Source organism: Flavobacterium sp. ABG (genome assembly GCF_001027725.1).
Taxonomy (GTDB): domain Bacteria; phylum Bacteroidota; class Bacteroidia; order Flavobacteriales; family Flavobacteriaceae; genus Flavobacterium; species Flavobacterium cupriresistens.
Genome location: NZ_LEKS01000013.1, coordinates 67,883 through 88,227, shown reverse-complemented (window position 1 = coordinate 88,227; position 20,345 = coordinate 67,883). Strand labels below are relative to the sequence as shown.

The following is a 20,345-nucleotide window of genomic DNA, read 5'->3' as shown; positions in this document are numbered from 1 at the left end:
GGGATTTTAAAAAATTGGAATTTACAAAAACACCAATTGGTATAAATCAAAAAAGCCATCCACAAAAGTGGAAAGCTTTTCATTGGTCTAACTACTAAACCAGCTACGAGTTACAAATTCGTAGCAAAACAACACAACTAATCTTAGATACCGTATTTGGGCAAAAAAGCCTTTCCGTTAAGAAAGGCTTTCCCCAATATTGCGGTCTGGACGGGACTCGAACCCGCGACCCCATGCGTGACAGGCATGTATTCTAACCAACTGAACTACCAAACCTCTGCGTTATTGCGGTTGCAAAGATAGTATAGAATTTCGTTTCTGCAAGCGTTTTTGTAAAAAAAATAAAATAAATTTTCAAAATATTAGCCAAAGTTTTGTTTTTCAACTAAATATGTCGTGAGTATTTTTTCAAAATTATCGCCAACATTTACCGGAACGTACTTAATTTGGTTCTTTGCACAGGTCAAAGACAATTTTTTAAAGTACTCTTCTGCTCTTTTTTCATATTCTTCTTTTACATTATCGGCAAAAATCGACACTTCCTCCCCTGTCTCTACATCTATAAACTTACGAGGGGTGTTGTCAAAGTCAAATTTAAGCTCTGTTTTATCATCGATCACATGAAACAAAACCACTTTGTGTTTATTGTGCTTCAAATGCTGCAGTGCATTAAACAGTTTTTCATCTTCTTCTGTCTGCAACATATCTGTAAACAGGATAATCATCGAGCGGCGGTGTATTTTTTCAGCGATCTGATGTAAATAAGTAATCGTATCGGTGCTTTTTTTGATTTTTGGTTGCTCTAACAATTGCTCTAATTTGTTGAGCAGCATTCTATGATGACGGTCACTTCCTTTTTCGGGAGCGTAATATTCATAGGTATCGGAGAAAACACTCAAACCAACGGCATCACGCTGTTTCTTAAGGATGTTCATCAAAACCGCTGAGGCCAGAACCGAAAAGCCAATCTTCTTTTCATAAAAAGGCTGATTTGATTTTAGTTCCGGATAATGCATCGACGACGAATTATCGACAATAATATGACAACGCAAATTGGTTTCTTCTTCAAATCGTTTGGTATACAAACGGTCTGTTTTGGCAAATAATTTCCAATCGATGTGTTTGGTACTTTCTCCGGCATTATACACTTTATGTTCGGCAAATTCAGCCGAAAATCCATGGAACGGACTTTTATGCATTCCGGATATAAAACCTTCTACCACCTGATTGGCCAGCATTTCGAGATGCTGAAAACTTGAAACTTTCTCTATTTCCGATTCGATTTTCATTCGGTTTCTTTTTTAATTTTTTGAGCACGATATAAACCGTCTGTTGCCTGCAATACTTTTCTTTTAAGAATTGGACTAAACTCCGGATTCTCTTTTAAAAATCGCTGTACTTCGTCAAAAGCATACTTTGAAGAATATTTACCAATGGTATTATTCAACCAGTCCTTTGGAAAGAAAATATCTCCTGTACGTTGAATTTCGTCTGTCAAATCTAATGAAAATCTAATATACTTTTGCGCACTTTCCTGACGTAACGGATGATGTATATTAGCCAAACCAACAGAAACCCACGATTCTTTCTCTCTGTTTTCATCGTCTTTTAAAGACTCTACAAAAGCATTTCGAACGGATTCTTCTTCAGATAAAGAGGGAAGCAGAAACTCAAAACGTTTTTGCTTGTCCGGGTTTGAAATTGTTGTTCTGGTTTTCTCTAAAATCTCAGCTGCTTTTTCATGCTTAAATATAGCCAAATTCATAGCGATATTGGTATAATCGTCTTCGTTTAATTTCAAACCTGAAACAACCGTTTCTTTAGTCCAGATCTTATATAACTTTTCTTTCCCTGAATCTGAATAGGCCATTGAACTAAACAAATTAAACAACGTCTTTTTGATATTTCCCGGTAAATTAGCCTGCAAACGTTCGTAAACGATATCTTCCAATTGTTTTTGCTTTGCATTTTGTTGTTTTTCGGTAAGGAATTTCCAAAAAACCGAACTGGTCTGATTGGCGATTATTTTTAGAACCAATTCATTTTGTTCGCTTTGAATTCCTTTCACAAAACAATCAAACGCTTTAACGGGTAAAACAGTTCCCGTTAAGGTATTTTCATACATATTGCTATAGGTTGAAGCTCTTGCAACCTCATCTTTTAAAGTCAAAACAGTTTCCAGATTCTTCCCATCAAGCGGAAAAACACCATATCCAAAACCGTTGTAATTGTAAACCACACTAATCGGTTTTGGGAGTCCGGTTAACTCTTTTAAAAGAAGGCTTTTACCTTTTAGATTAATACTTACCACTTGCACTTTATCAGGATAAACCAAACCAATTTCAAAAATCTGAGGCCATACATTTGCCGATTTATCTTCTGCTTCTTGTAAAATTTCAAACTTCGAGATTCGGTTTTGGGCATCGTATTCTATTTTGTCTTTCAATAAGGGTCTTCCTGATTTATTCACCCATACCGTACTCCATTTTTGCATATCTAGTGGCGTTTCGGCATCTAGAATTTCAACCAGATTATTCCAATCCGCATTATCATTGGCGTATTTTTTAATGTATTTTTCGATTCCTTTCTGAAAAGCTACTTTCCCCATCGAAGCTTCTAATTGACGCATCATTATAGGTGCTTTGTTGTAAATAATACTTCCGTAAAGAGAACCTGCATCTTTTAGATTTGCTAAGTTTTGCCTTATCGGATGTGTTCCTAATGATCGGTCTTCGGCGTAGGCATTAGCATAGTGGGCTGTAAAAAACTGCAGATTGTGATTGACCTTCGGAAAAATCGGATTCATAATTTTATCTGCCATAAAATTTGCAAATACCTCTTTCATCCAGACATCATTGAACCATTTCATCGTCACCAAATCTCCAAACCACATGTGCGATGTTTCGTGAGCGATTAATTTAGCACGGTCCAGTTTCTCGCTATCGGTTGCTGTATTATCCAAAAACAAAGTTGATTCTTTGTATTGAATGGCGCCAACATGCTCCATTCCGCCATATTGAAAAACAGGAATCGAAGCGTAATCCAGCTTTTGAAATGGAAATTTACAATTCGTATATTTTTCTAAGAAGTCCAACGATTGTTGGTGTAATTTAAAAATAGTATCGGTACTGGTTTGCAGTTTTTCGGGATTGTTTTCCCGATACAACATCGTCATCTGCCTATTACCCGGTTTTTGAGTAACGCTTTTAAATTTTCCGGCAACAAATGAAAACAAGTAGGTACTCATCTTATCCGATTCCCCAAAAGTATATTTCACAAAATCACCTTGTTCTTGTTTGTCCTTTACAAAGCCACCTGCCAAAACCGACCATTCTTTTGGAACCGTAAGACTCAATTTATATGTTGCTTTAATATCAGGCTGATCAAAACACGGAAATAAAGTACTCGCTCGATCCGGGACTAATAAAGTATACAGAAAATCATCGTTGCGGTTTAAGGATAAATTCCCGGCAATAAAGGAAATTACAACTGTATTTTTACCTAAAATTAAATTTTCAGTCGGAATAACGACATGCCCTTTCTCCTGCAAAATGACACTGCTTTTTCCGTTTATTTCGATTGTTTTTAGGTTCTGCGCTTTCTCTTTAAAGTCTAAATACAAAGGCTCTTTTAAAGTAGATAAGGTAAGATTCAAAACCAGATTGGAGTTGATATCCTGCTCTTTTTGATTTGGAATCTCAAATGACAATCCGTAAGACACCTCTGAAATTTGTTGTTTCCGAAAACGGGCCAATTGCTCCGAGACACCGTTGTCTAAAATAAGAGTTCCTTTTTGTTTCGTTTGTGAGCACGCAATTGTTGCGATTGTAAAACAGAGAAGAAAGCTGTAGAAAATTTTCATTTTTAAGGATATTAAGATTTGCTAAAATTAAAGAAGACTTCCTTAGCTTTTACTATAGATCCTGACTTTTTATTCGATTTAATCAAATAGAAATAGGTTGCTGTTAAAATATAACAACAACCTATTGGTAAACTTAATTTCTTATTGGAATTAAATTATTCCTTAATATTCAAAGACTCACACACTTCCGAATAGGACATTTTTGAATAATTCGGCAGTACTTTCTTTGCTGCTTTTACGCCTCCCGGAATAATAATATAACGATATTCTAAACTCTGAGGCAGAGTTAACATTACAGGCTGACCCGGAAAAGCCTCTGCTACGGCTGCTGTAAATCGACAAGAATCAAACGTATGTCTGTATATCAAGATCTTGTTTAAATTGTAAATAGAACTTATTTGATTGGAAGCTCCTCCTGCATCACTGATATAAGGTAGATTGTAAGGACCAAGAGAACCAATACGAAAATACGTCAGGATTACACCACTTTTTAAAATGTCAGCACTAAGCTCCGGTACATTTAAATGTCTTACTCTCAAACAAGTTCCGTCAACCGTTGTATCACGACTTACATAAGGAGAGGTTTTCCAATCGCTATAAATAACATTTGCAGAACCGGTTGCTCCGTTGGTACCATTGGTTCCGTTAGTTCCATCCTTTCCATCTGCTCCATCCGCTCCGTCATCTGGTTTAGAACAAGAAGACAACATGGTTAAGATCATAATTCCCAGCATTAAAAAATTCTTTTTCATTTTTTCTGTTTTTTAAATTATTAATAATCAAACTTGTGATGCTTTTTCAAATAAAAACAACACCTATAGGCCAACGACTTCCTTAATAGACGTCCTTGCATTCTAAAATATTCTGAATCAAAATTTTCAAAAAAGAATTATTCCGTTTGTTGAAAATCGAAACTTAAATCGCCGATGAGCTCTTTTGTTGAAGTATCAGGAAAAGTCTGCGCTGCTCCTTTCGTCCACCTGAATTCATTAAATGTGATATTGGCTGCAACAATTGGGTATTTAACCACAGAAAACAAGCCTCCGTACTGATAAAAATCCTTATTGTTCATACTTATCAAGTACTTTTTGTCTTTTATCAGGTTTAGATCTTCTATTTTTTTCCATACCTGAATATTTGCCTCTTTTACATTTATTATTTCGGTACGCAGAACGGCTCTTGAATCAAAATCCCAAATCGTTACCCGCAACCCCGGACTTGCGCCAGGCAATTTTACCGTAATTGCTTTGATGTTTCCTTTTACAGTAGGGGTAAAAACCAATCCCAACTCTTCTGATGGATTATTCATATAATCGTACCTCTTTAATCCGACTTGAGCAACAACTGAGTTTAACGGGTTCTCCACTTCATAATTTGTGACAGTTTCTTTATCATTGTCGCTGCTGCAGGAGATACTAAAGAGAACAGCCGATAAAACGGTGAAAAATATTTTTATAGTTTTCATAGTCATTTTAGTTTTAAATCTTAGTAAATAGCTCTTATTTAATTCAATAGCCTTAATTTTGTAAAAGTCAAAACGGGACAAACAACAGTTCCTTTTTCTAATGAATTAATTCCAAAACAAATTTGCACGATTAAAACCGACGCAAAAACAGCTAATAGACGAACAACATTTTAAATAGACAGACGACTGTTTTTTTAGTTGTTCTTATCGTTTTTTGCATTTACTAAATTCTGTTTTATGATAAAAAAATACACCTGCATTATTATCGACGATGACGAAATAGACAGATTAACGGTTCTTTCTTATGCAAAGAAGTTCCCTGTGCTTGATATTCTAGGTATTTTTGAATCGGCAGAAAAGGCGCTTCCTTTTATAGAAAAAGAAAAAGTTGACATCTTATTTCTAGACATCGATATGCCGGGGTTAAACGGAATCGATTTTAGAAAACAAGCCTTGGCTATTCCGGTTTGCATTTTTATAACAGCACATCCCGAGCATGCCGTAGAGAGTTTTCAGATCGAAACATTAGATTTCATCGTAAAACCTTTAAAACAGGAACGTTTCACACAAACGATAAATCGTATCGAAGAGTTTATGGAAATCAAACTCAAAGCCTCGCTTTTTGAAGCAAGTATTGGCGGTGATACCATTTATATCAAAGAAGGTCATGAACAAACCAAGGTTAAACTCCATGAAATCCTATACCTCGAAGCCCTTAAAGATTACACACTGCTGATCACAAACAAAAAGAGGCATTGTGTTTTATCGAGTATCGGAAATTTATTAAAAGAAGATCATTTTCAATCTTTTATTCGAATCCACAGGAGTTTTGCCGTTCAGAAACAATTTATTCAAAAAATAAATGCGACTGAAATTGTACTAAACAACAACATCGCTATTCCTGTTGGAAGAAGTTACAAAGAAAACCTAAATCTGTTCTCATGAGAAAAATAGGTTTTTTATTTTTTCTCTTATTTGCGATTGCTGCTTATCCGCAACAAGAGCCCGATTTAACCCCATACAAGTCTACAGAACAAAAACTTAAAGTCTGGCTAAAATATGCCGATACTGCTTTAGATTCAGAAAATTATCCCAAACTGTTATTAATTACAGAGAAAGGAATTGATCTCGCCAAAAACCATCCTGCTTATCTTGGTCGGTTTTACCTTTATCGAGGGATTAGTTATGAATTCAGCAACAATCAATATCAAAAAGCTTTAACAAATTACGAACTCGCGTTACAGTATGCCAAAAGCAGCAAACAAATTAAAACCGAGACATCGGCTTTAATGCGCCTCAATTATACGTATTATGCGCTTAATGAAACAGCCAAAAACAAAGAGCTGATTCTTTACATCAAAAAAGTACTGGATACCACAAAAAGCAATTATATGAAGGCCGTTCTCTACGGAAGTCTTGGAGAATATTATCTGAATTATTCAGAATACGAGCCTTTCATTCAGTATCAGTTAAAAGCAATCAATTATAAAAAACTTCTTGAAAAAAGCGTTGCTAATACCGAGAACATTGGGGTTTCTTATAGCCAGATTGCCAGTGCGTATGTAAAAATGAAACAGTACCATAAAGCCATTGAATACTTAAATGATGCCAAACCTTATATCAAAACTTCTCCCTATATAAGTGCTTTCTCCTGCAACTACTATATGCAATCTTTTGTTGCATTAAACAACCTTGACAGCATTAAGAAATACTACAATTTAATCCATACCTACCCATCGGTAAACGATTCCTTATTTCTTAATTTAAGTTTTGCCAACCGAAGCATGTCTGAATATTACATCGGGAATCATCAGTCGAACACCGCTTATAAATACGCCCAAAAAGCCGTTTTATTTGGAAAAAAATCAAATGATGATGAAATTCTCATGGAGGCCAACACCATAATGGGAAAAGTATGGTATGAAAAAGGCAATTATAAAAAAGCAATCGAAACGCTGACTCTGGCTTCTAAAAGCGCCCTTACTTATGACAAAGAGTCCTTTGTAACCATCAATAAAAAACTTTCTGAAAGTTATGCTGCTCTGGGGAATTGGAAAGAAGCCTACCGATACAATAAAATCTACAGCAAATACAATGACGAAATGCTGCAGGAATCAGCCAAACAAAGTATTGCCAACGCTGAAGCCCACTATCAAAACAAAACGAAAGGGCAGAAAATAAAGAATCTTTCGATTGAGAATACCATAAAAAACATTCAGATTAAAGAGTCGGAGAGACAACGTCTCTTTTTAATTGGCGGACTTAGTCTGGTTGCCATTATTGGATTGTTGTTGTTTAATCAGAGTCGGAATCGCAAAAAAACGAATCAGAAACTGCAGCTTTTAAACAAAGAACTCGACGAAGCCAATAAAATAAAAGCACGCTTTTTTGGCATTCTAAACCATGACTTAAGAAGTCCGATTTCGAATTTAATTCACTTTTTACACCTACAAAAAGAGAGTCCGGAGCTACTCGATGAGGCAACAGCTTTGCGTATGCAAAACAAAATTATTACCGGAGCTGAGAATTTATTATCGTCTATGGAGGATATATTATTGTGGAGTAAGGGACAAATGGAAAACTTTAAACCGTTGCAAAAGAAGGTTACTGTAGCGCTTTTATTCGAAGAAACACAGAAACATTTTTCGAGTGTAGAAAATGTAACATTTGTATTTGAAAATCCCGAAAATATCATCCTTGAAACCGATGAAAATTACCTCAAAACAATCATTCGGAATCTGACCGGAAATGCTATTCAAGCGCTTAATAAAACTTCGGACGGGGTAATAATCTGGAAAGCCCACCAAGAAAACAACAACTATTTTCTTTCTATAACCGACAATGGTTCAGGCGGAACTCGGGAAGAATTTAAAGCCTTATACGATCATTCTGAAGTAATCGGAATTAAAAATGGTTTAGGATTGCATTTGATTCGTGATCTGGCAAATGCCATTAATTGCAAAATCGAAGTGGTGACAGCCCTTGGTTCCGGAACAACTTTCACCATTCTATTTCAATAAAAAAAGGTTTGACTTTCGCCAAACCTTTGAGTATAAATTATAATCTTACGATTACAACAAAGCGTCTAAACTATCTGCATAGGTTTGTTTCGGAGCAACTCCTACTTGTTTCCCTACTACTTCACCGTTATGAAAAACCAAAACAGTTGGTATGTTACGCACACCATATTTTGCAGCAAATTCCTGGTTTGCATCTACATCTACTTTCCCAACAACTACTTTTCCTGCGTATTCGTCACTTAATTGGTCAATGATTGGACCAACCATACGACAAGGACCGCACCATGCTGCCCAAAAATCTACCATTACCGGTTTATCTGATTTCAAAACTACTTCATCAAAAGTAGCATCTGTGATTGCTAATGCCATAATAATTTCATTTAAAGTTCATCCCTTTGATAATTCTCCGGGAACATTTTCTAATTAGTTCTTTAACTTGGGTACAAATTTAGAAATTTAAAACCAATCAAGCGCCATTCGTAAATTAGTTTTCATTATAAATGCATTGTCATTAATTATACCAATAGTAAATTATTTATTCCCACACCCTGAATTACAAGTCATTAAAAGACATCTTTTTAAAAATACTTTCCTTTTTTAATGTATCTTTAATAATTCGGAAAATTCGTTCAGATGAAAGCAACTTTACTTCAAATAAAAGATTTTTTGCAATCAGTGCATTTTAAAAAATATGCGAAACGCTTTGGCCTTTTTGTCTTAGGATGTATAACGCTCCTTCTTATTGCTTCGGGCGCTTTGTCTTTTTATTTCAATCGGAATAAACCGGAAATTATAGCCAAAATCAATGCTAAAATCAACGAAAATATCAATGGAGAATTTCATATTGGCGATTTTCAATACAAGTTTTTAACTGGTTTTCCGAACTTTACGCTAGCCTTAAAAGAAGTCGAACTCAAAGACAAACAATGGAAAACGCACCACCATACCCTATTAAAAGCAAAAGAAATTGAAGTCCGTTTGAATGTCTGGAGTTTGCTGCAACACGAAATCAACATTCGTAAAATCCTGATCAACGAAGCCGACATTTATCTCTACAAAGCCGCAAACGGTTATTCCAATTCTGATATTTTTAAATCTAAAAAGAAAAAATCACCGGAAAACAAATCTGAAACAGAAACCACAATTGGTCAAATCAACCTCAACAACGTTCATTTTATTCTGGACAATCGTGTTGGTCATAAACTTTTTGATTTTGATGTTGCGAGTTTAAAATCAAAGGTAGATTACGATGCTGACGACTGGCAAACGGATTTGTTTTTAAAGACTACTGTTAAAAGTTTAGCGTTCAATACCGTTCATGGGAGTTTTGCCAAGCAAAAAATACTTCAAGGTACATTTGACATTTCGTACTCGTCTGAAAACCAAAAAATAAACGTAGACACCAAAGGCTTAAAAATCGGAACGGACTCTTTTGACATCATTGCTTTTTTTACGGTCGGAAAAACAAATTCTCCGTTCGGAATCAATATCGGAACTACCATTTTATGGCAAAATGCGTCGAACTTATTATCGGATAACATCAGTTCTAAGCTTAACCGATTTAATCTAAAAAAAGAAATCAAGGTCAATTGTGACATCAAAGGGGATTTTAATGATCAGGGCGACCCCAGAATTGTCGTTCAGGCCGAAATCGCCAACAACGAGCTCACTATTCCCGACGGACTTTTTACCGATTGTAATTTCAAGGGGATTTTTACCAACAATTTCAAACCAAAAGAGGGGTTTAATGATGCCAATTCGGCTATTGTTCTGAGTCATTTCTTTGGAAAATATCAAAAAATGCCCATTAAAATTCCGCAGGTTGTCATCAATAATTTAGAAAATCCCATTGCTACAGGAAACATGAGTTCCGATTTTGATATTCAGAATATTAACGAAATGTGCAGTGACAAATGGATTAATTTTACAAGTGGTCATGCGCATGCGGGTTTGAAATTTCAATTTAATATTGTCGATTTGTACATCACCAAACCCCGATTTACCGGTGATGTCAATATCAGTAACGCTTCTTTTGATTATATTCCTAAAAAGATTCATGCTAAAGAAACCAACATTCAGCTCAACTTTACTCAAGAAGCACTGCTCATCAAACAAATTACCTACAAACATAAAAACAACAGTTTTCGCATAGACGGAAAAATCGATAATTTCCTCAATCTCTATTACGATGCTCCCGAAAAAATGGTAATCAACTGGAATATCTATTGTCCGAATATCGACGTCAAACAATTTCTGGGAATTCTAAAAAACTCTCAAGCCAAAAAAGTAGCGCAAAAACCGGTTAAAAATGTCAATTTTTCGAATCAAATGCGCTCCGTAATCGAGAAATGTGCCGTTGTTATCAACCTCAAAGCCGACAAAATCAATTACGGAAAACTAACCGCCACCAACACCTCAGCTACAATCCAGATGATTAATTCGAAGCTGTCGCTAAAAAACGGTTCGTTACAAACTTCCGGCGGATCAATTGCTTTTAGCGGGTCAATTGAGCCAAGAGGGAACAATTACACCTTTCAATCTAATGCACAGGTTAATCGGGTTGATATTGCGAGTTTTCTACGTTCGTTCAACAATTTCGGAATCCATTCTTTTAGTCCAAAAGACATCAAAGGAAAACTCAGTTCTCATGCCAATGTTACCGGTTTAATCAACGACAAAGGCGAACTCATCACCAATTCTATGACCGGAAATCTGGGCTTTACTGTCAATCAGGGTGCCTTATTGGACTTTGAACCCATTGTAAGGATTGGCAAGTTTGCGTTTCCGTTTCGTGACGTCAAAAACATCACTTTCAGCGATTTGTCCGGTAATGTAAATCTACGCGGAGAAAGAATCGACGTTCATAATTTAACCATCAGTTCGAGTGTTTTAAATTTTGATGTCGAAGGGATTTATTCCTTTGGCCGTGGTACCAATCTGGCCCTCACCATTCCTTTACGAAATTCCAAAAACGATGTAAAACTCGCCAGCAAAGCTGAGCGTGATGCGGTTCGGGAACGCGGGATTGTGCTGCATTTGATTGCGCTGGATGATGAGGGGAAGATGAAGATTAAGTGGGGGAAGAGGGGGAAGTAAGATTATTTTTTTAAAAACTTTTGCCAACGAATTTCTAAAGCATCTTGACTAGGTTTTTTACCCCCAACAATTAAGAATTTGTTTTGTAAAATTTCATAACCTTCTTTTTTAATCGCTTCGTTCAAATGCACTTTCATTTCTTTCGGCTCAATACCTATTAAGTCCAAATCAAAAAGGGTATGAATATCCGATCGCAAAAGCAATCCATTTGTTGCATCATTATCTTTTTCTCCTCGATAAGGATTAATATGTGCCGCTTCTATCACATCCAATATTTCACAACCCGTAATCATGCATTTATCTCCATATAATTCACGTAAAGAATCTCTGAATTTTTGTTGTCCCCTTCTTGCATATATGGCTTGAAATATTTTAGGCCTTTCATCTTTATTTGTGGGAACGTAATTATCTTCAATAACATCACCCAAATAATTTTCGGATTCCTCTGCCGAAGGATAAATAAAATTTTCTTTTAAAACATTCATTTCTACCTCATAATACTTTGCGAAAAAATCTTCGCTAATATTCTGCATAGACATATTTCTATTATATCCATTATGATAAAAAGGTTTTAGCTTATCGATAGTAACAAGTTCTTTTGGCAAAATGAAACTCGAGGAATAATATGCTTCGTATTTCTTTACCTCAATTTCCTCAGAATCGGGAGCTGCAAATTCATGCCCCTTATTACAACGATATTCTGGAGTTTTGGTTATTCTAGCTTCATAGTTCGTACTTCTACAAACAGGACATCTTCGTCTTTCTTTTTTACCTTTAAACTCCACTACTTCTAATATCTTCGCTAAACCTAGAACTTTCTTTTTATCTATAATAACTGCAATATCACCCGACTTAATTTGCTTATGATTTGCAACTGCATCATCATATACATATTTTGTTTCAATCTCATCTTTATATCCATTAGTGCTTTTATAAGTGACGTCTTTATCCGCAACTGATTTCAAAGCCCAATAAAATGTGGTATTTTTTGGCTTGGTCATTTTTGGTCTTAATTTCAAGTAAAAATAAGTTTTATATCCTTATTATATTAAATACACATATTAGAAAATGCATTAATTTATCTCCAAACTATTTGTATAATTCACTCCTGCGTTGGAATTGACAAACGAGGCGTAAAATCTCAAAAAAAAATCTTAATGTTTTATTAACTCAATTGTTTTTTAATTGATAAAATAATAGCTTTGAGAAACAAGATCTAAACCAATCAAGTATTAAACATATAAACAATAAGTAATATGAAAATTCAAATTAACACCGACAAAAACATTGAGGGACACGAAAGATTAGAGGCTTATTTTTCTGGTGAATTAGAAAAAACACTGGCTCGTTTTGAAGACAAAATTACACGCATAGAAGTACATTTCGGAGACGAAAATGGTGAGAAATTCAGTCTGCACGACAAGAAATGTGTTATTGAAGTTCGTACCGCAAAATTGCAACCGGTTACGGTTACAGAACATGCCGAGAGTATCGAAAAAGCCTTTCAGGGTGCCTCTGCTAAAATTAAAAAATCACTTACTACTACTTTCGAAAAAATGAAAGCGTATTAATCTACATATTAACAACTAAAAAATGGCATTGTCTTACGGGATAATGCCATTTTTTAGTTTTCAGCTGTTTTTCCTGCTCTCAAAATTTATCAATCAATTAAGATAATAATAACGGTTTTCGGTATTGCATGAAGTAAATTTGCAGCCCCTAAAGAGCGTCTTTTTTACCTTACATGAATTGATTACTGTTTTAGGTTTTTCAATAACAAATCATTTAAAATACATCCATGAAAAAGCAACTACTCGTATTACTAACAGCAATTTTTATTGGCTTTGGTGTAAATGCGCAAGTAAAAACAACCGAAACAACGGTACTGGTTCTGATTCATTCTCAAAACGGAGGAACCTATAAAATGGCAAAAGCAATCGCCGAAGGAATTCAGGATTATCCGAACTCAAAAGCAATACTTAAAAGAGTTCCCTCGATAAATTCAAAAGAAAAATTAAACGCTGATGTAGAAAAACTACCTGTTGCAACGATAGAAGAATTAGTCAATTATGATGGAATCGCTTTTGGAAGCCCCGTTCATTTTGCTAACATCAGTGCAGAGATGAATTCTTTTTTCAGTCAGAGCATCCCACTTTGGACATCAAGAGCTTTAGAAGGGAAACCGGCAACCGTATTCATGTCCGCAGGATCGGGAGCAGGAAAAGAAGCCGCCATTTTATCTTTTTGGAATATCCTTGCCTCACACGGGATGATTATTGTGCCAACAGGGATTATGGGAACTGCAACTTTAGACAAAACCGTTCCACAGGGAAATACACCTTTCGGAGCCACGTCATTGGCAGGATCAACCGGAACAAGACCTTCTGCAAGTGAATTGAATCTCGCGAAGGAACAAGGAAAAGCTTTGGCCAGAGCTGCTTCAGGATTGAAAAATACCGAAAGCGCTAAAATTATAAAAACAACTTCGGTAGAATCTAAAGTTGGTTTTGACATCAATAAAACATTAAAAGACAACAACATTACACTTCCCGAAGCTCCAAAACCGGTTGGGAATTATGTGCCGTTTACCATTTCAGATCATAAAGTTTACATCAATCAAGTAGCTTTAAAAGACGGTAAAATTCTAAATCCAGGTAAAATTGGCGCAACCGTTACAGATGAACAAGCCAAGGAAGCTACTTATCAAACGATGCTAAATGTAATTGCGGTGCTAAAAGAAGCTTGCGGTGGTGATTTAAACAAAGTAAAACAATGTGTACAATTAACGGGTTATTTTAACACTACTCCGGAATATACGCAACATGCGGCTATCATGAACTCAGCTTCGAATCTTACTGCTTTGGTTTTTGGAGAGAAAGGTAAACATGCCAGAGCTACAATTGGGGCTTTTTCGCTACCGATCAATTCGGCTGTGGAGATTCAGGCGGTTTTTGAAATCGAGTAAGGGGTTGGAAATTCCAAATTTTTTAAATTCTAAATTCCAAACTTTTAGAGGTTAAAAGGGGCTTCGACTTCGCTCAGCCTGACATTTGGAGGGGGAGACAGAAAAAACTTTGCTACTTTGCGAGAACCCAAAAGCAAGCAGGCTTAAAAACCTATGACAAAATAAAAAACCCGAATACAAACTTCTGTATTCGGGTTTCTATTTATATGAAATAATGTTTTACGATTTTGGTAAAGGCGCACCAACGGCAACATCACAACGATGTCCGGGTTGACCGTGTGCGGGATTCATTCCTTCGGCTACTTTTGTTTCGGTTTCTGTACTTAATAAGGCCGGAACTGCATTGTTTGCAGCTGGTGGTGTTACCGTAAATTTCTGTGTAGAAGTTCCGCTTTGTGAAGGAGTTCCTGCTTGCGAAGTCGCCACTGGCTTAGTGCCTACCGGAGAGTTCAACGGTGATCCGACCGGAATATCACATCTGTGTCCGGGTTGTCCATGTGATGGATTCATTCCTTTAGCAACTTTTACAGGAGCTGCCGCCGTTGTTGTCGTTGTAACTACGGGCTGATTCGGTTTTACCTGTACGGTTTGTACCGGTTGTCCCGCAGTTGTTTGCTGCGTTTGCTGTGCTTGTGTCGGAGCTGAATTTAAAGGTGCCCCAACGGCAATATCGCAACGATGTCCGGGTTTTCCGTGTGCCGGATTTATCCCTCCTGTTGCATTCATAACCGTATTTTGATTGGCAACGGGTGCCTGAACTACCGGATTGACTTTCGTCGTATCTTTCATCAATCCTAATTTTATCAATTCTGATGTTGGAGTATTCTCCTGTGGTTCCAGTTCTTTTTTACAAGACACTAAAACTAGAGAAGAGATAATCAGGGAACTTATAAAGATTTTCGGGTTCATAACAGTGGTATTTTAAAGTAATCAAATATACTGGTTTTTGATTGATTTCTAATTTGTATTTTATTAAAAAAAATTGAAACCATATAAGTGATGTAAGTTCATATTAATAGTATGCTAAACTTTAATGGGTTTGAAATCTTTGTCTTGATTTAACCGCAAGGTGCGCAAAGGTCTACGCAAGGTGCGCAAAGTTTTTTTCACAAAGCTTTGCGGACTTAGCGTTTAAATAAACACAGCAATAAAAATTCTTTGCGCACCTTGCGGTTAACCCTCACACAGAACCACAAAGTTTATATGAACTTATATCACTTATAGGATTTAAAAAACTTTTACTATATTTCTTAACTCTAAAACCAAATAATCTCACTTATGAAAAAAGCACTGTTACTCCTACTCTTCATCACCACTTTTGCGAATGCCCAAAATGCCGAAAAAGACAAAATCAATCAAATACTGAACAGTTGGCACAAGGCTGCTGCCGATGTAAAGTTCGATGCTTATTTTGATTTAATGGCCGAAGATGCCATTTTTATTGGCACAGACGCCACCGAAAACTGGGTAAAACCAGACTTTAAAACATGGGCAAAACCCTTCTTTGACAAAGGAACAACTTGGAATTTCACCACCTTAGAACGTCATATCTTTTTTGATAAATCCGGAAAAACAGCTTGGTTTGATGAATTACTGAATACACAAATGAAAATCTGCCGCGGATCGGGTGTTTTGGTAAAAGTTGGGAAAGAATGGAAAATTCAACATTACGTTTTATCCATGACTGTTCCGAATGACGAAGTTGATGCTGCCATTAAAATAAAAGCTCCAATTGAAGACGTATTAATCGCAAAACTTCAGAAAAAATAAACATTTCTCCGTTTTCTTATTACAATTATAACTTTTCGAACCTCTTATAGAAGTAATCTCTCATATACTTGTAACACATTTATCAATTAGGGCTCTTTTTTTGATAGTCAAAATAGAATACTATCAAAAAAATGAGCCTTGTTTTGAAAAATTAACTAAAATTAGACAATAGCCCCTGTTTTTCAAGCCATTAAATCCTTAATATTTATTTTTTCATAACTTTAACCCTAAAAAAAAATAGGGTTCACACAAAGTATTTGAAAAATGAAAATAGAAAAACGCTGGATCATTTCCTTTATTATTATCAGTATTGTTTGTATCACGGGAGCCTTTTGGCCAACTGTTACAGAAAACAATTATGTATTGTCTGAATTTGGCACCACCGATCATATCGTACCTGCCGATGTTGCCTGGATGTTGACATCCTGTTGTCTGGTTTTGATTATGACTCCGGGATTGTCTTTCTTTTATGGTGGAATGGTCGGTAAGAAAAACGTTATTTCGACTATGTTACAGAGTTTTATCTGTTTGGGGGTTGTAACACTTTTATGGGTAACAGTTGGTTTCAGTCTGGCTTTTGGTGATCCTGTCGGTTTTGGCTCAGGAGACCATTTTTACAGTTTCTTTGGCAATCCGACCACTTTTGCTTTTATGGATTATGTGGGCGTTCTTCCACATAAAAAACTGGCCAGTACGATTCCGTTTATGTTATTTGCTTTGTTTCAAATGAAGTTTGCCATAATTGCTCCGGCGATTATTACGGGTTCATTTGCAGAACGCGTTCGTTTTATTTCCTATTTAATTTTTATCAGCTTATTTACTATTTTCATCTACGCCCCTTTATGCCACGTGGTTTGGTATCCGACCGGTATTTTGGGAAGTTATTTTGGTGTGAAAGATTTCGCCGGAGGAACTGTAGTACACATGAGTTCGGGTTTTGCAGCACTGGCCGGAGTTTTGGTTTTGGGAAAAAGAAAAAACAGTTTACATATCCCCACCAATATTCCTTTTGTATTGTTAGGAACGGGTATGTTGTGGTTTGGCTGGTTCGGATTCAACGCCGGTTCTGCTCTTGCTGCCAACGGAACGGCTGCAATGGCATTTGCGACTACCACTACTGCATCGGCAGCAGCAATGTTGACCTGGGTTTTCTTTGACAGAATGAACGGCAGAAAAGTTTCGGCTTTGGGAGCTTGTATCGGAGCGGTTGTCGGATTGGTTTCTATAACACCTGCTGCGGGTTATGTTTCGGTTCCTGAGAGTATGTTTTTTGGGTTTATTACGGCTTTGGTTTCTAATTCTGTAGTCAATTGTAGTCTTTCCAGAAGATTTGATGATACGCTAGATGTTTTTGCCTGTCACGGTGTTGGTGGTATTATGGGAATGATTCTGACTGCTATCTTTGCTCATGGCGAAAATGCCAGTTTATTACACGGTGGCTGGAATGTCTTTGGGCATCACATGATGGCATTGGTTTTGGTTTCGATCTTTACTTTCTTCGGGGCGTATTTCCTATTCAAAGTAACCAATTTCATTATTCCATTGCGTGTTTCTGAAGAAAACGAACATATTGGTTTGGATTTATCGCAACATGACGAAACACTCGATCCAAAATTATTAGCGGTTGCGGAAGTAGAATATCATTAAAAAGAGTAACACGAATTACACTGATTTTCACTAATTTTTTATGCTTTAACACTTAAAAAAAACGAACACGAATTACACTAATTTTCACTAATTTCTTTGTCCTTAAACTTTATGCGATAAAATTAATTCTTGTAATAGTGGCGAAAAAACTAAAAACAGATTAAAAACAGGCCACAGATTAAGGGATTAAACTGATTTTTCATTTCGAATACTTTATTAAAACAAGAAAATCACTTTAATCTTCTAATCTGTGGCAAAAAAATCAATCCTACTAATCGTTTTTAAACCGTTACAGGTAATTCATTCGTTTATATTCCTTAATTTTGCTGAAAATTTTTGTAAAAGTGGGAAGTAAAAATAAACTAAAAAGATTCAGAGAAAACGAAACATTTCAAAACGTTTTTCAACCAACCAGAGAAGAAGTTGTAGGCAATTTAATGCCCTTAAGAGGAAAATGGAATTCTGATTTCTTTAAAAATGACAATCCATTAGTTTTAGAATTGGGATGTGGAAAGGGTGAATATTCTGTTGGATTAGCAGAAAAATATCCCAACAAAAATTTTGTCGGAATTGATATCAAAGGCGCTCGTTTCTGGAGAGGGGCTAAAACCGCTGTAGAGAACGGTTTACATAACGTTGCTTTTGTCCGAACGCAAATTGAATTGATCAATCATATTTTTGCTGATAATGAAGTAGATGAAATCTGGATTACTTTTCCGGATCCGCAAATCAAATACAAAAGAACGAAACACAGAATGACAAACTCTGAGTTTTTGCAGTTGTATAAAAAAATCCTTAAAAAAGACGGTGTTGTAAACCTTAAAACCGATAGCGAATTTATGCACGGGTATACCCTTGGATTATTACACGGTGAAGGACACGAGGTTCTATATGCGAATCACAATGTATACAAAAACGAAGGAAGTCCGGAAGAAGTTACTGCTTTTCAAACTTTCTATGAAAAACAATATTTAGAAATTAATAAGGCAATTACGTATATTCGTTTTAAAATTAAAGACTAATTTAATTTTAAAATCAACTTTTTATAACCCATCAATCAACTGAATGGCATTACTTACTCCTTTAATTTCTGGTTTCATAGCTGCTTTCATCGGAATTATTCCGCCCGGATTAATCAACATGACAGCCGCTAAAATAAACCTAAAAGAAGGAAAAAAGAATGCTTTATGGTTTACTGTCGGGGCCGTTCTGGTTATTTTATTTCAGGTTTCGCTCGCTGTTTTGTTTGCGCGTGTAATTGATAACCGTCCGGATGTTGTGACTTTATTACGTGAAGTTGGTTTTGGTATTTTTTCTATACTAACGATTTATTTTCTGTTTATAGCAAAAGAACCTAAAGCCAAAAAATCAAAAATTAAAAAGAGCAGCAAAAGAAGCCGCTTCTTTTTAGGCATGCTTCTTTCGGGTTTAAATTTCTTTCCGATTCCTTATTATGTGGTTGTGAGCGTCACTTTGGCCTCTTACCACCTTTTTGCCTTTGAAAACAACATTATCTTTACTTTTGTTTTAGGTTCTGTTTTGGGTTCCTTTATGGCTTTATACAGCTATATTGCTTTCTTTGGAAGGATCGAAAAGAAAACAGATTATATGATGCGAAACATGAATACCATCATTGGGAGTATCACCGGACTGATCTCTATTGCCACGCTTTTTAATATTCTAAATTACTATTTTAGTTAAAAAATACAGGCCACAGATTAAAGGATTAAAATGATTAATGATCTGTAGTGCAAAAAAAAGTTGCCACGAATTGTACTAATTAATTCGTATAATTCACGGTGCAAAATAAGAATGATTAATATCTGTAGTGCAAAAAAAGCTAACACGAATTGCACTAATTACACTAATTAATTCGTTTAATTCGCGGCGAAAAGATAAGAATAATCAAAACTTAATTAAGCTAACGTTTTATTTATCAGTCGTGTAAATTTATTTATATAGAATTAAAAAAATTCACACCCATTAAAATCATTGAAATCTTTTTAATCTGTGGCAAAAAAAATAATTCGTGCCAATTGGTAAAATTAGTAGCAAAAAGATCATGATAATCAAAACACATTTAGTGCAACAATTTACAAGCAACATAAAAAAGAGTTAGATAGGATTATAAAGACTATATAATTTGTGCAAATCTTTTAATCTGTAACAAAAAATCAACTTATGGCTGAAGAGAATTTTTTCGAAAGAGTTTATACTATTGCCAGACAAATTCCTTACGGAAAAGTAACTTCTTATGGCGCTATTGCAAAAGCTTTAGGAACTGCTCGTTCTGCACGAATGGTGGGTTGGGCAATGAATGCCTGTCATGATATGGATGATATTCCCGCACATCGGGTGGTTAACCGAAAAGGCCTTCTGACCGGAAAACATCATTTTGACGGAACTAATCTAATGCAACAACTACTCGAAAGCGAAGGGATTAAAGTCGTCAACCATCAGATAATAGATTTTGAGAAGCATTTTTGGCAACCTGAGATAGACTTATAGTGTGTTTTTTTC

General features: G+C 35.8%; 17 protein-coding genes and 1 tRNA gene. 10 read left to right on the top strand and 8 right to left on the bottom strand.

The genetic code is table 11. The annotated features are described in order from the left end of the window. Positions 1 to 202: 202 nt before the first annotated feature. From AB674_RS14415 to AB674_RS14395, 5 genes are all read right to left on the bottom strand, one after another. Positions 203 to 276: transfer RNA gene (locus AB674_RS14415), tRNA-Asp, on the bottom strand. Between the two features lie 86 nt (positions 277 to 362). After that, positions 363 to 1,289, bottom strand: coding sequence for a DUF58 domain-containing protein (locus tag AB674_RS14410; RefSeq protein ID WP_047777708.1), 927 nt, complete (start codon positions 1,287 to 1,289; stop codon positions 363 to 365). After that, entirely contained in the window at positions 1,286 to 3,862 is a 2,577-nt protein-coding gene (locus tag AB674_RS14405; protein ID WP_047777706.1) for a M1 family aminopeptidase, read from the bottom strand. Before AB674_RS14405 ends, AB674_RS14410 begins: the two co-directional genes overlap by 4 nt. A 155-nt stretch (positions 3,863 to 4,017) precedes the next feature. Beyond that, positions 4,018 to 4,614 carry a hypothetical protein gene (locus AB674_RS14400; RefSeq protein WP_047777704.1) on the bottom strand — a complete coding sequence of 199 codons (597 nt, stop codon included), beginning with the start codon at positions 4,612 to 4,614 and terminating at the stop codon, positions 4,018 to 4,020. A 137-nt stretch (positions 4,615 to 4,751) separates the two neighbouring features. Continuing rightward, positions 4,752 to 5,327 carry a DUF4082 domain-containing protein gene (locus AB674_RS14395; protein WP_047777703.1) on the bottom strand — a complete coding sequence of 192 codons (576 nt, stop codon included), beginning with the start codon at positions 5,325 to 5,327 and terminating at the stop codon, positions 4,752 to 4,754. Between the two features lie 237 nt (positions 5,328 to 5,564). Here AB674_RS14395 and AB674_RS14390 point away from each other — a divergent pair, with 237 nt between their 5' ends. Beyond that, complete coding sequence (locus tag AB674_RS14390; protein WP_047777701.1) at positions 5,565 to 6,272, top strand: LytR/AlgR family response regulator transcription factor; 708 nt, start codon at positions 5,565 to 5,567, stop codon at positions 6,270 to 6,272. Then, positions 6,269 to 8,347: an ATP-binding protein gene (locus tag AB674_RS21935; protein WP_053004282.1), complete on the top strand. Its 2,079-nt coding sequence runs from the start codon at positions 6,269 to 6,271 to the stop codon at positions 8,345 to 8,347. Before AB674_RS14390 ends, AB674_RS21935 begins: the two co-directional genes overlap by 4 nt. A gap of 51 nt (positions 8,348 to 8,398) precedes the next feature. Here the strand turns inward: AB674_RS21935 and trxA are convergent, their stop codons facing one another. After that, the gene (gene trxA / locus AB674_RS14380; RefSeq protein ID WP_012023423.1) at positions 8,399 to 8,716 is read right to left on the bottom strand and encodes a thioredoxin; all 318 of its coding nucleotides are present in this window, start codon (positions 8,714 to 8,716) and stop codon (positions 8,399 to 8,401) included. Positions 8,717 to 8,980: 264 nt separating this feature from the next. Here trxA and AB674_RS14375 point away from each other — a divergent pair, with 264 nt between their 5' ends. Beyond that, complete coding sequence (locus AB674_RS14375) at positions 8,981 to 11,443, top strand: AsmA family protein (RefSeq protein WP_047777699.1); 2,463 nt, start codon at positions 8,981 to 8,983, stop codon at positions 11,441 to 11,443. 2 nt (positions 11,444 to 11,445) lie between these two features. Here the strand turns inward: AB674_RS14375 and AB674_RS21930 are convergent, their stop codons facing one another. After that, complete coding sequence (locus AB674_RS21930) at positions 11,446 to 12,444, bottom strand: HNH endonuclease (RefSeq protein ID WP_053004281.1); 999 nt, start codon at positions 12,442 to 12,444, stop codon at positions 11,446 to 11,448. Positions 12,445 to 12,699: 255 nt separating this feature from the next. Here AB674_RS21930 and AB674_RS14365 point away from each other — a divergent pair, with 255 nt between their 5' ends. Then, the gene (locus tag AB674_RS14365) at positions 12,700 to 13,014 is read left to right on the top strand and encodes an HPF/RaiA family ribosome-associated protein (RefSeq protein WP_047777697.1); all 315 of its coding nucleotides are present in this window, start codon (positions 12,700 to 12,702) and stop codon (positions 13,012 to 13,014) included. A 227-nt stretch (positions 13,015 to 13,241) separates the two neighbouring features. Then, complete coding sequence (gene wrbA, locus AB674_RS14360) at positions 13,242 to 14,408, top strand: NAD(P)H:quinone oxidoreductase (RefSeq protein ID WP_047777695.1); 1,167 nt, start codon at positions 13,242 to 13,244, stop codon at positions 14,406 to 14,408. 219 nt (positions 14,409 to 14,627) lie between these two features. Here the strand turns inward: wrbA and AB674_RS14355 are convergent, their stop codons facing one another. Continuing rightward, complete coding sequence (locus AB674_RS14355) at positions 14,628 to 15,317, bottom strand: hypothetical protein (RefSeq protein WP_047777694.1); 690 nt, start codon at positions 15,315 to 15,317, stop codon at positions 14,628 to 14,630. A 369-nt stretch (positions 15,318 to 15,686) separates the two neighbouring features. On the opposite strand from AB674_RS14355, the gene AB674_RS14350 reads away from it, so the two are divergent. The 5 genes from AB674_RS14350 to AB674_RS14330 all read left to right on the top strand — a co-directional run bounded on the left by AB674_RS14350 (position 15,687) and on the right by AB674_RS14330 (position 20,333). Beyond that, complete coding sequence (locus tag AB674_RS14350) at positions 15,687 to 16,178, top strand: nuclear transport factor 2 family protein (RefSeq protein ID WP_047777690.1); 492 nt, start codon at positions 15,687 to 15,689, stop codon at positions 16,176 to 16,178. 264 nt (positions 16,179 to 16,442) lie between these two features. Further along, entirely contained in the window at positions 16,443 to 17,825 is a 1,383-nt protein-coding gene (locus tag AB674_RS14345; protein ID WP_047777689.1) for an ammonium transporter, read from the top strand. A gap of 344 nt (positions 17,826 to 18,169) precedes the next feature. After that, positions 18,170 to 18,847, top strand: coding sequence for a tRNA (guanosine(46)-N7)-methyltransferase TrmB (trmB, locus tag AB674_RS14340; RefSeq protein WP_047777827.1), 678 nt, complete (start codon positions 18,170 to 18,172; stop codon positions 18,845 to 18,847). A 43-nt stretch (positions 18,848 to 18,890) separates the two neighbouring features. After that, complete coding sequence (locus AB674_RS14335) at positions 18,891 to 19,526, top strand: LysE family transporter (protein WP_047777688.1); 636 nt, start codon at positions 18,891 to 18,893, stop codon at positions 19,524 to 19,526. 480 nt (positions 19,527 to 20,006) lie between these two features. Continuing rightward, a complete protein-coding gene (locus AB674_RS14330) occupies positions 20,007 to 20,333 on the top strand; it encodes an MGMT family protein (RefSeq protein ID WP_047777686.1) in 327 nt (108 codons plus the stop codon). Positions 20,334 to 20,345 lie beyond the last annotated feature (12 nt).

Excerpts from the sequence above, each read along its gene's own strand:
- AB674_RS14365 (WP_047777697.1), top strand. The coding sequence starts at position 12,700 with ATGAAAATTCAAATTAACACCGACAAAAACATTGAGGGACACGAAAGA.
- AB674_RS21930 (WP_053004281.1), bottom strand. The coding sequence starts at position 12,444 with ATGACCAAGCCAAAAAATACCACATTTTATTGGGCTTTGAAATCAGTT.
- AB674_RS14375 (WP_047777699.1), top strand. The coding sequence starts at position 8,981 with ATGAAAGCAACTTTACTTCAAATAAAAGATTTTTTGCAATCAGTGCAT.
- AB674_RS14400 (WP_047777704.1), bottom strand. The coding sequence starts at position 4,614 with ATGAAAAAGAATTTTTTAATGCTGGGAATTATGATCTTAACCATGTTG.
- AB674_RS14355 (WP_047777694.1), bottom strand. The coding sequence starts at position 15,317 with ATGAACCCGAAAATCTTTATAAGTTCCCTGATTATCTCTTCTCTAGTT.
- AB674_RS14350 (WP_047777690.1), top strand. The coding sequence starts at position 15,687 with ATGAAAAAAGCACTGTTACTCCTACTCTTCATCACCACTTTTGCGAAT.
- AB674_RS14390 (WP_047777701.1), top strand. The coding sequence starts at position 5,565 with ATGATAAAAAAATACACCTGCATTATTATCGACGATGACGAAATAGAC.
- trxA (WP_012023423.1), bottom strand. The coding sequence starts at position 8,716 with ATGGCATTAGCAATCACAGATGCTACTTTTGATGAAGTAGTTTTGAAA.
- AB674_RS14410 (WP_047777708.1), bottom strand. The coding sequence starts at position 1,289 with ATGAAAATCGAATCGGAAATAGAGAAAGTTTCAAGTTTTCAGCATCTC.
- AB674_RS21935 (WP_053004282.1), top strand. The coding sequence starts at position 6,269 with ATGAGAAAAATAGGTTTTTTATTTTTTCTCTTATTTGCGATTGCTGCT.
- AB674_RS14395 (WP_047777703.1), bottom strand. The coding sequence starts at position 5,327 with ATGAAAACTATAAAAATATTTTTCACCGTTTTATCGGCTGTTCTCTTT.
- wrbA (WP_047777695.1), top strand. The coding sequence starts at position 13,242 with ATGAAAAAGCAACTACTCGTATTACTAACAGCAATTTTTATTGGCTTT.
- AB674_RS14330 (WP_047777686.1), top strand. The coding sequence starts at position 20,007 with ATGGCTGAAGAGAATTTTTTCGAAAGAGTTTATACTATTGCCAGACAA.
- AB674_RS14405 (WP_047777706.1), bottom strand. The coding sequence starts at position 3,862 with ATGAAAATTTTCTACAGCTTTCTTCTCTGTTTTACAATCGCAACAATT.
- AB674_RS14345 (WP_047777689.1), top strand. The coding sequence starts at position 16,443 with ATGAAAATAGAAAAACGCTGGATCATTTCCTTTATTATTATCAGTATT.
- AB674_RS14335 (WP_047777688.1), top strand. The coding sequence starts at position 18,891 with ATGGCATTACTTACTCCTTTAATTTCTGGTTTCATAGCTGCTTTCATC.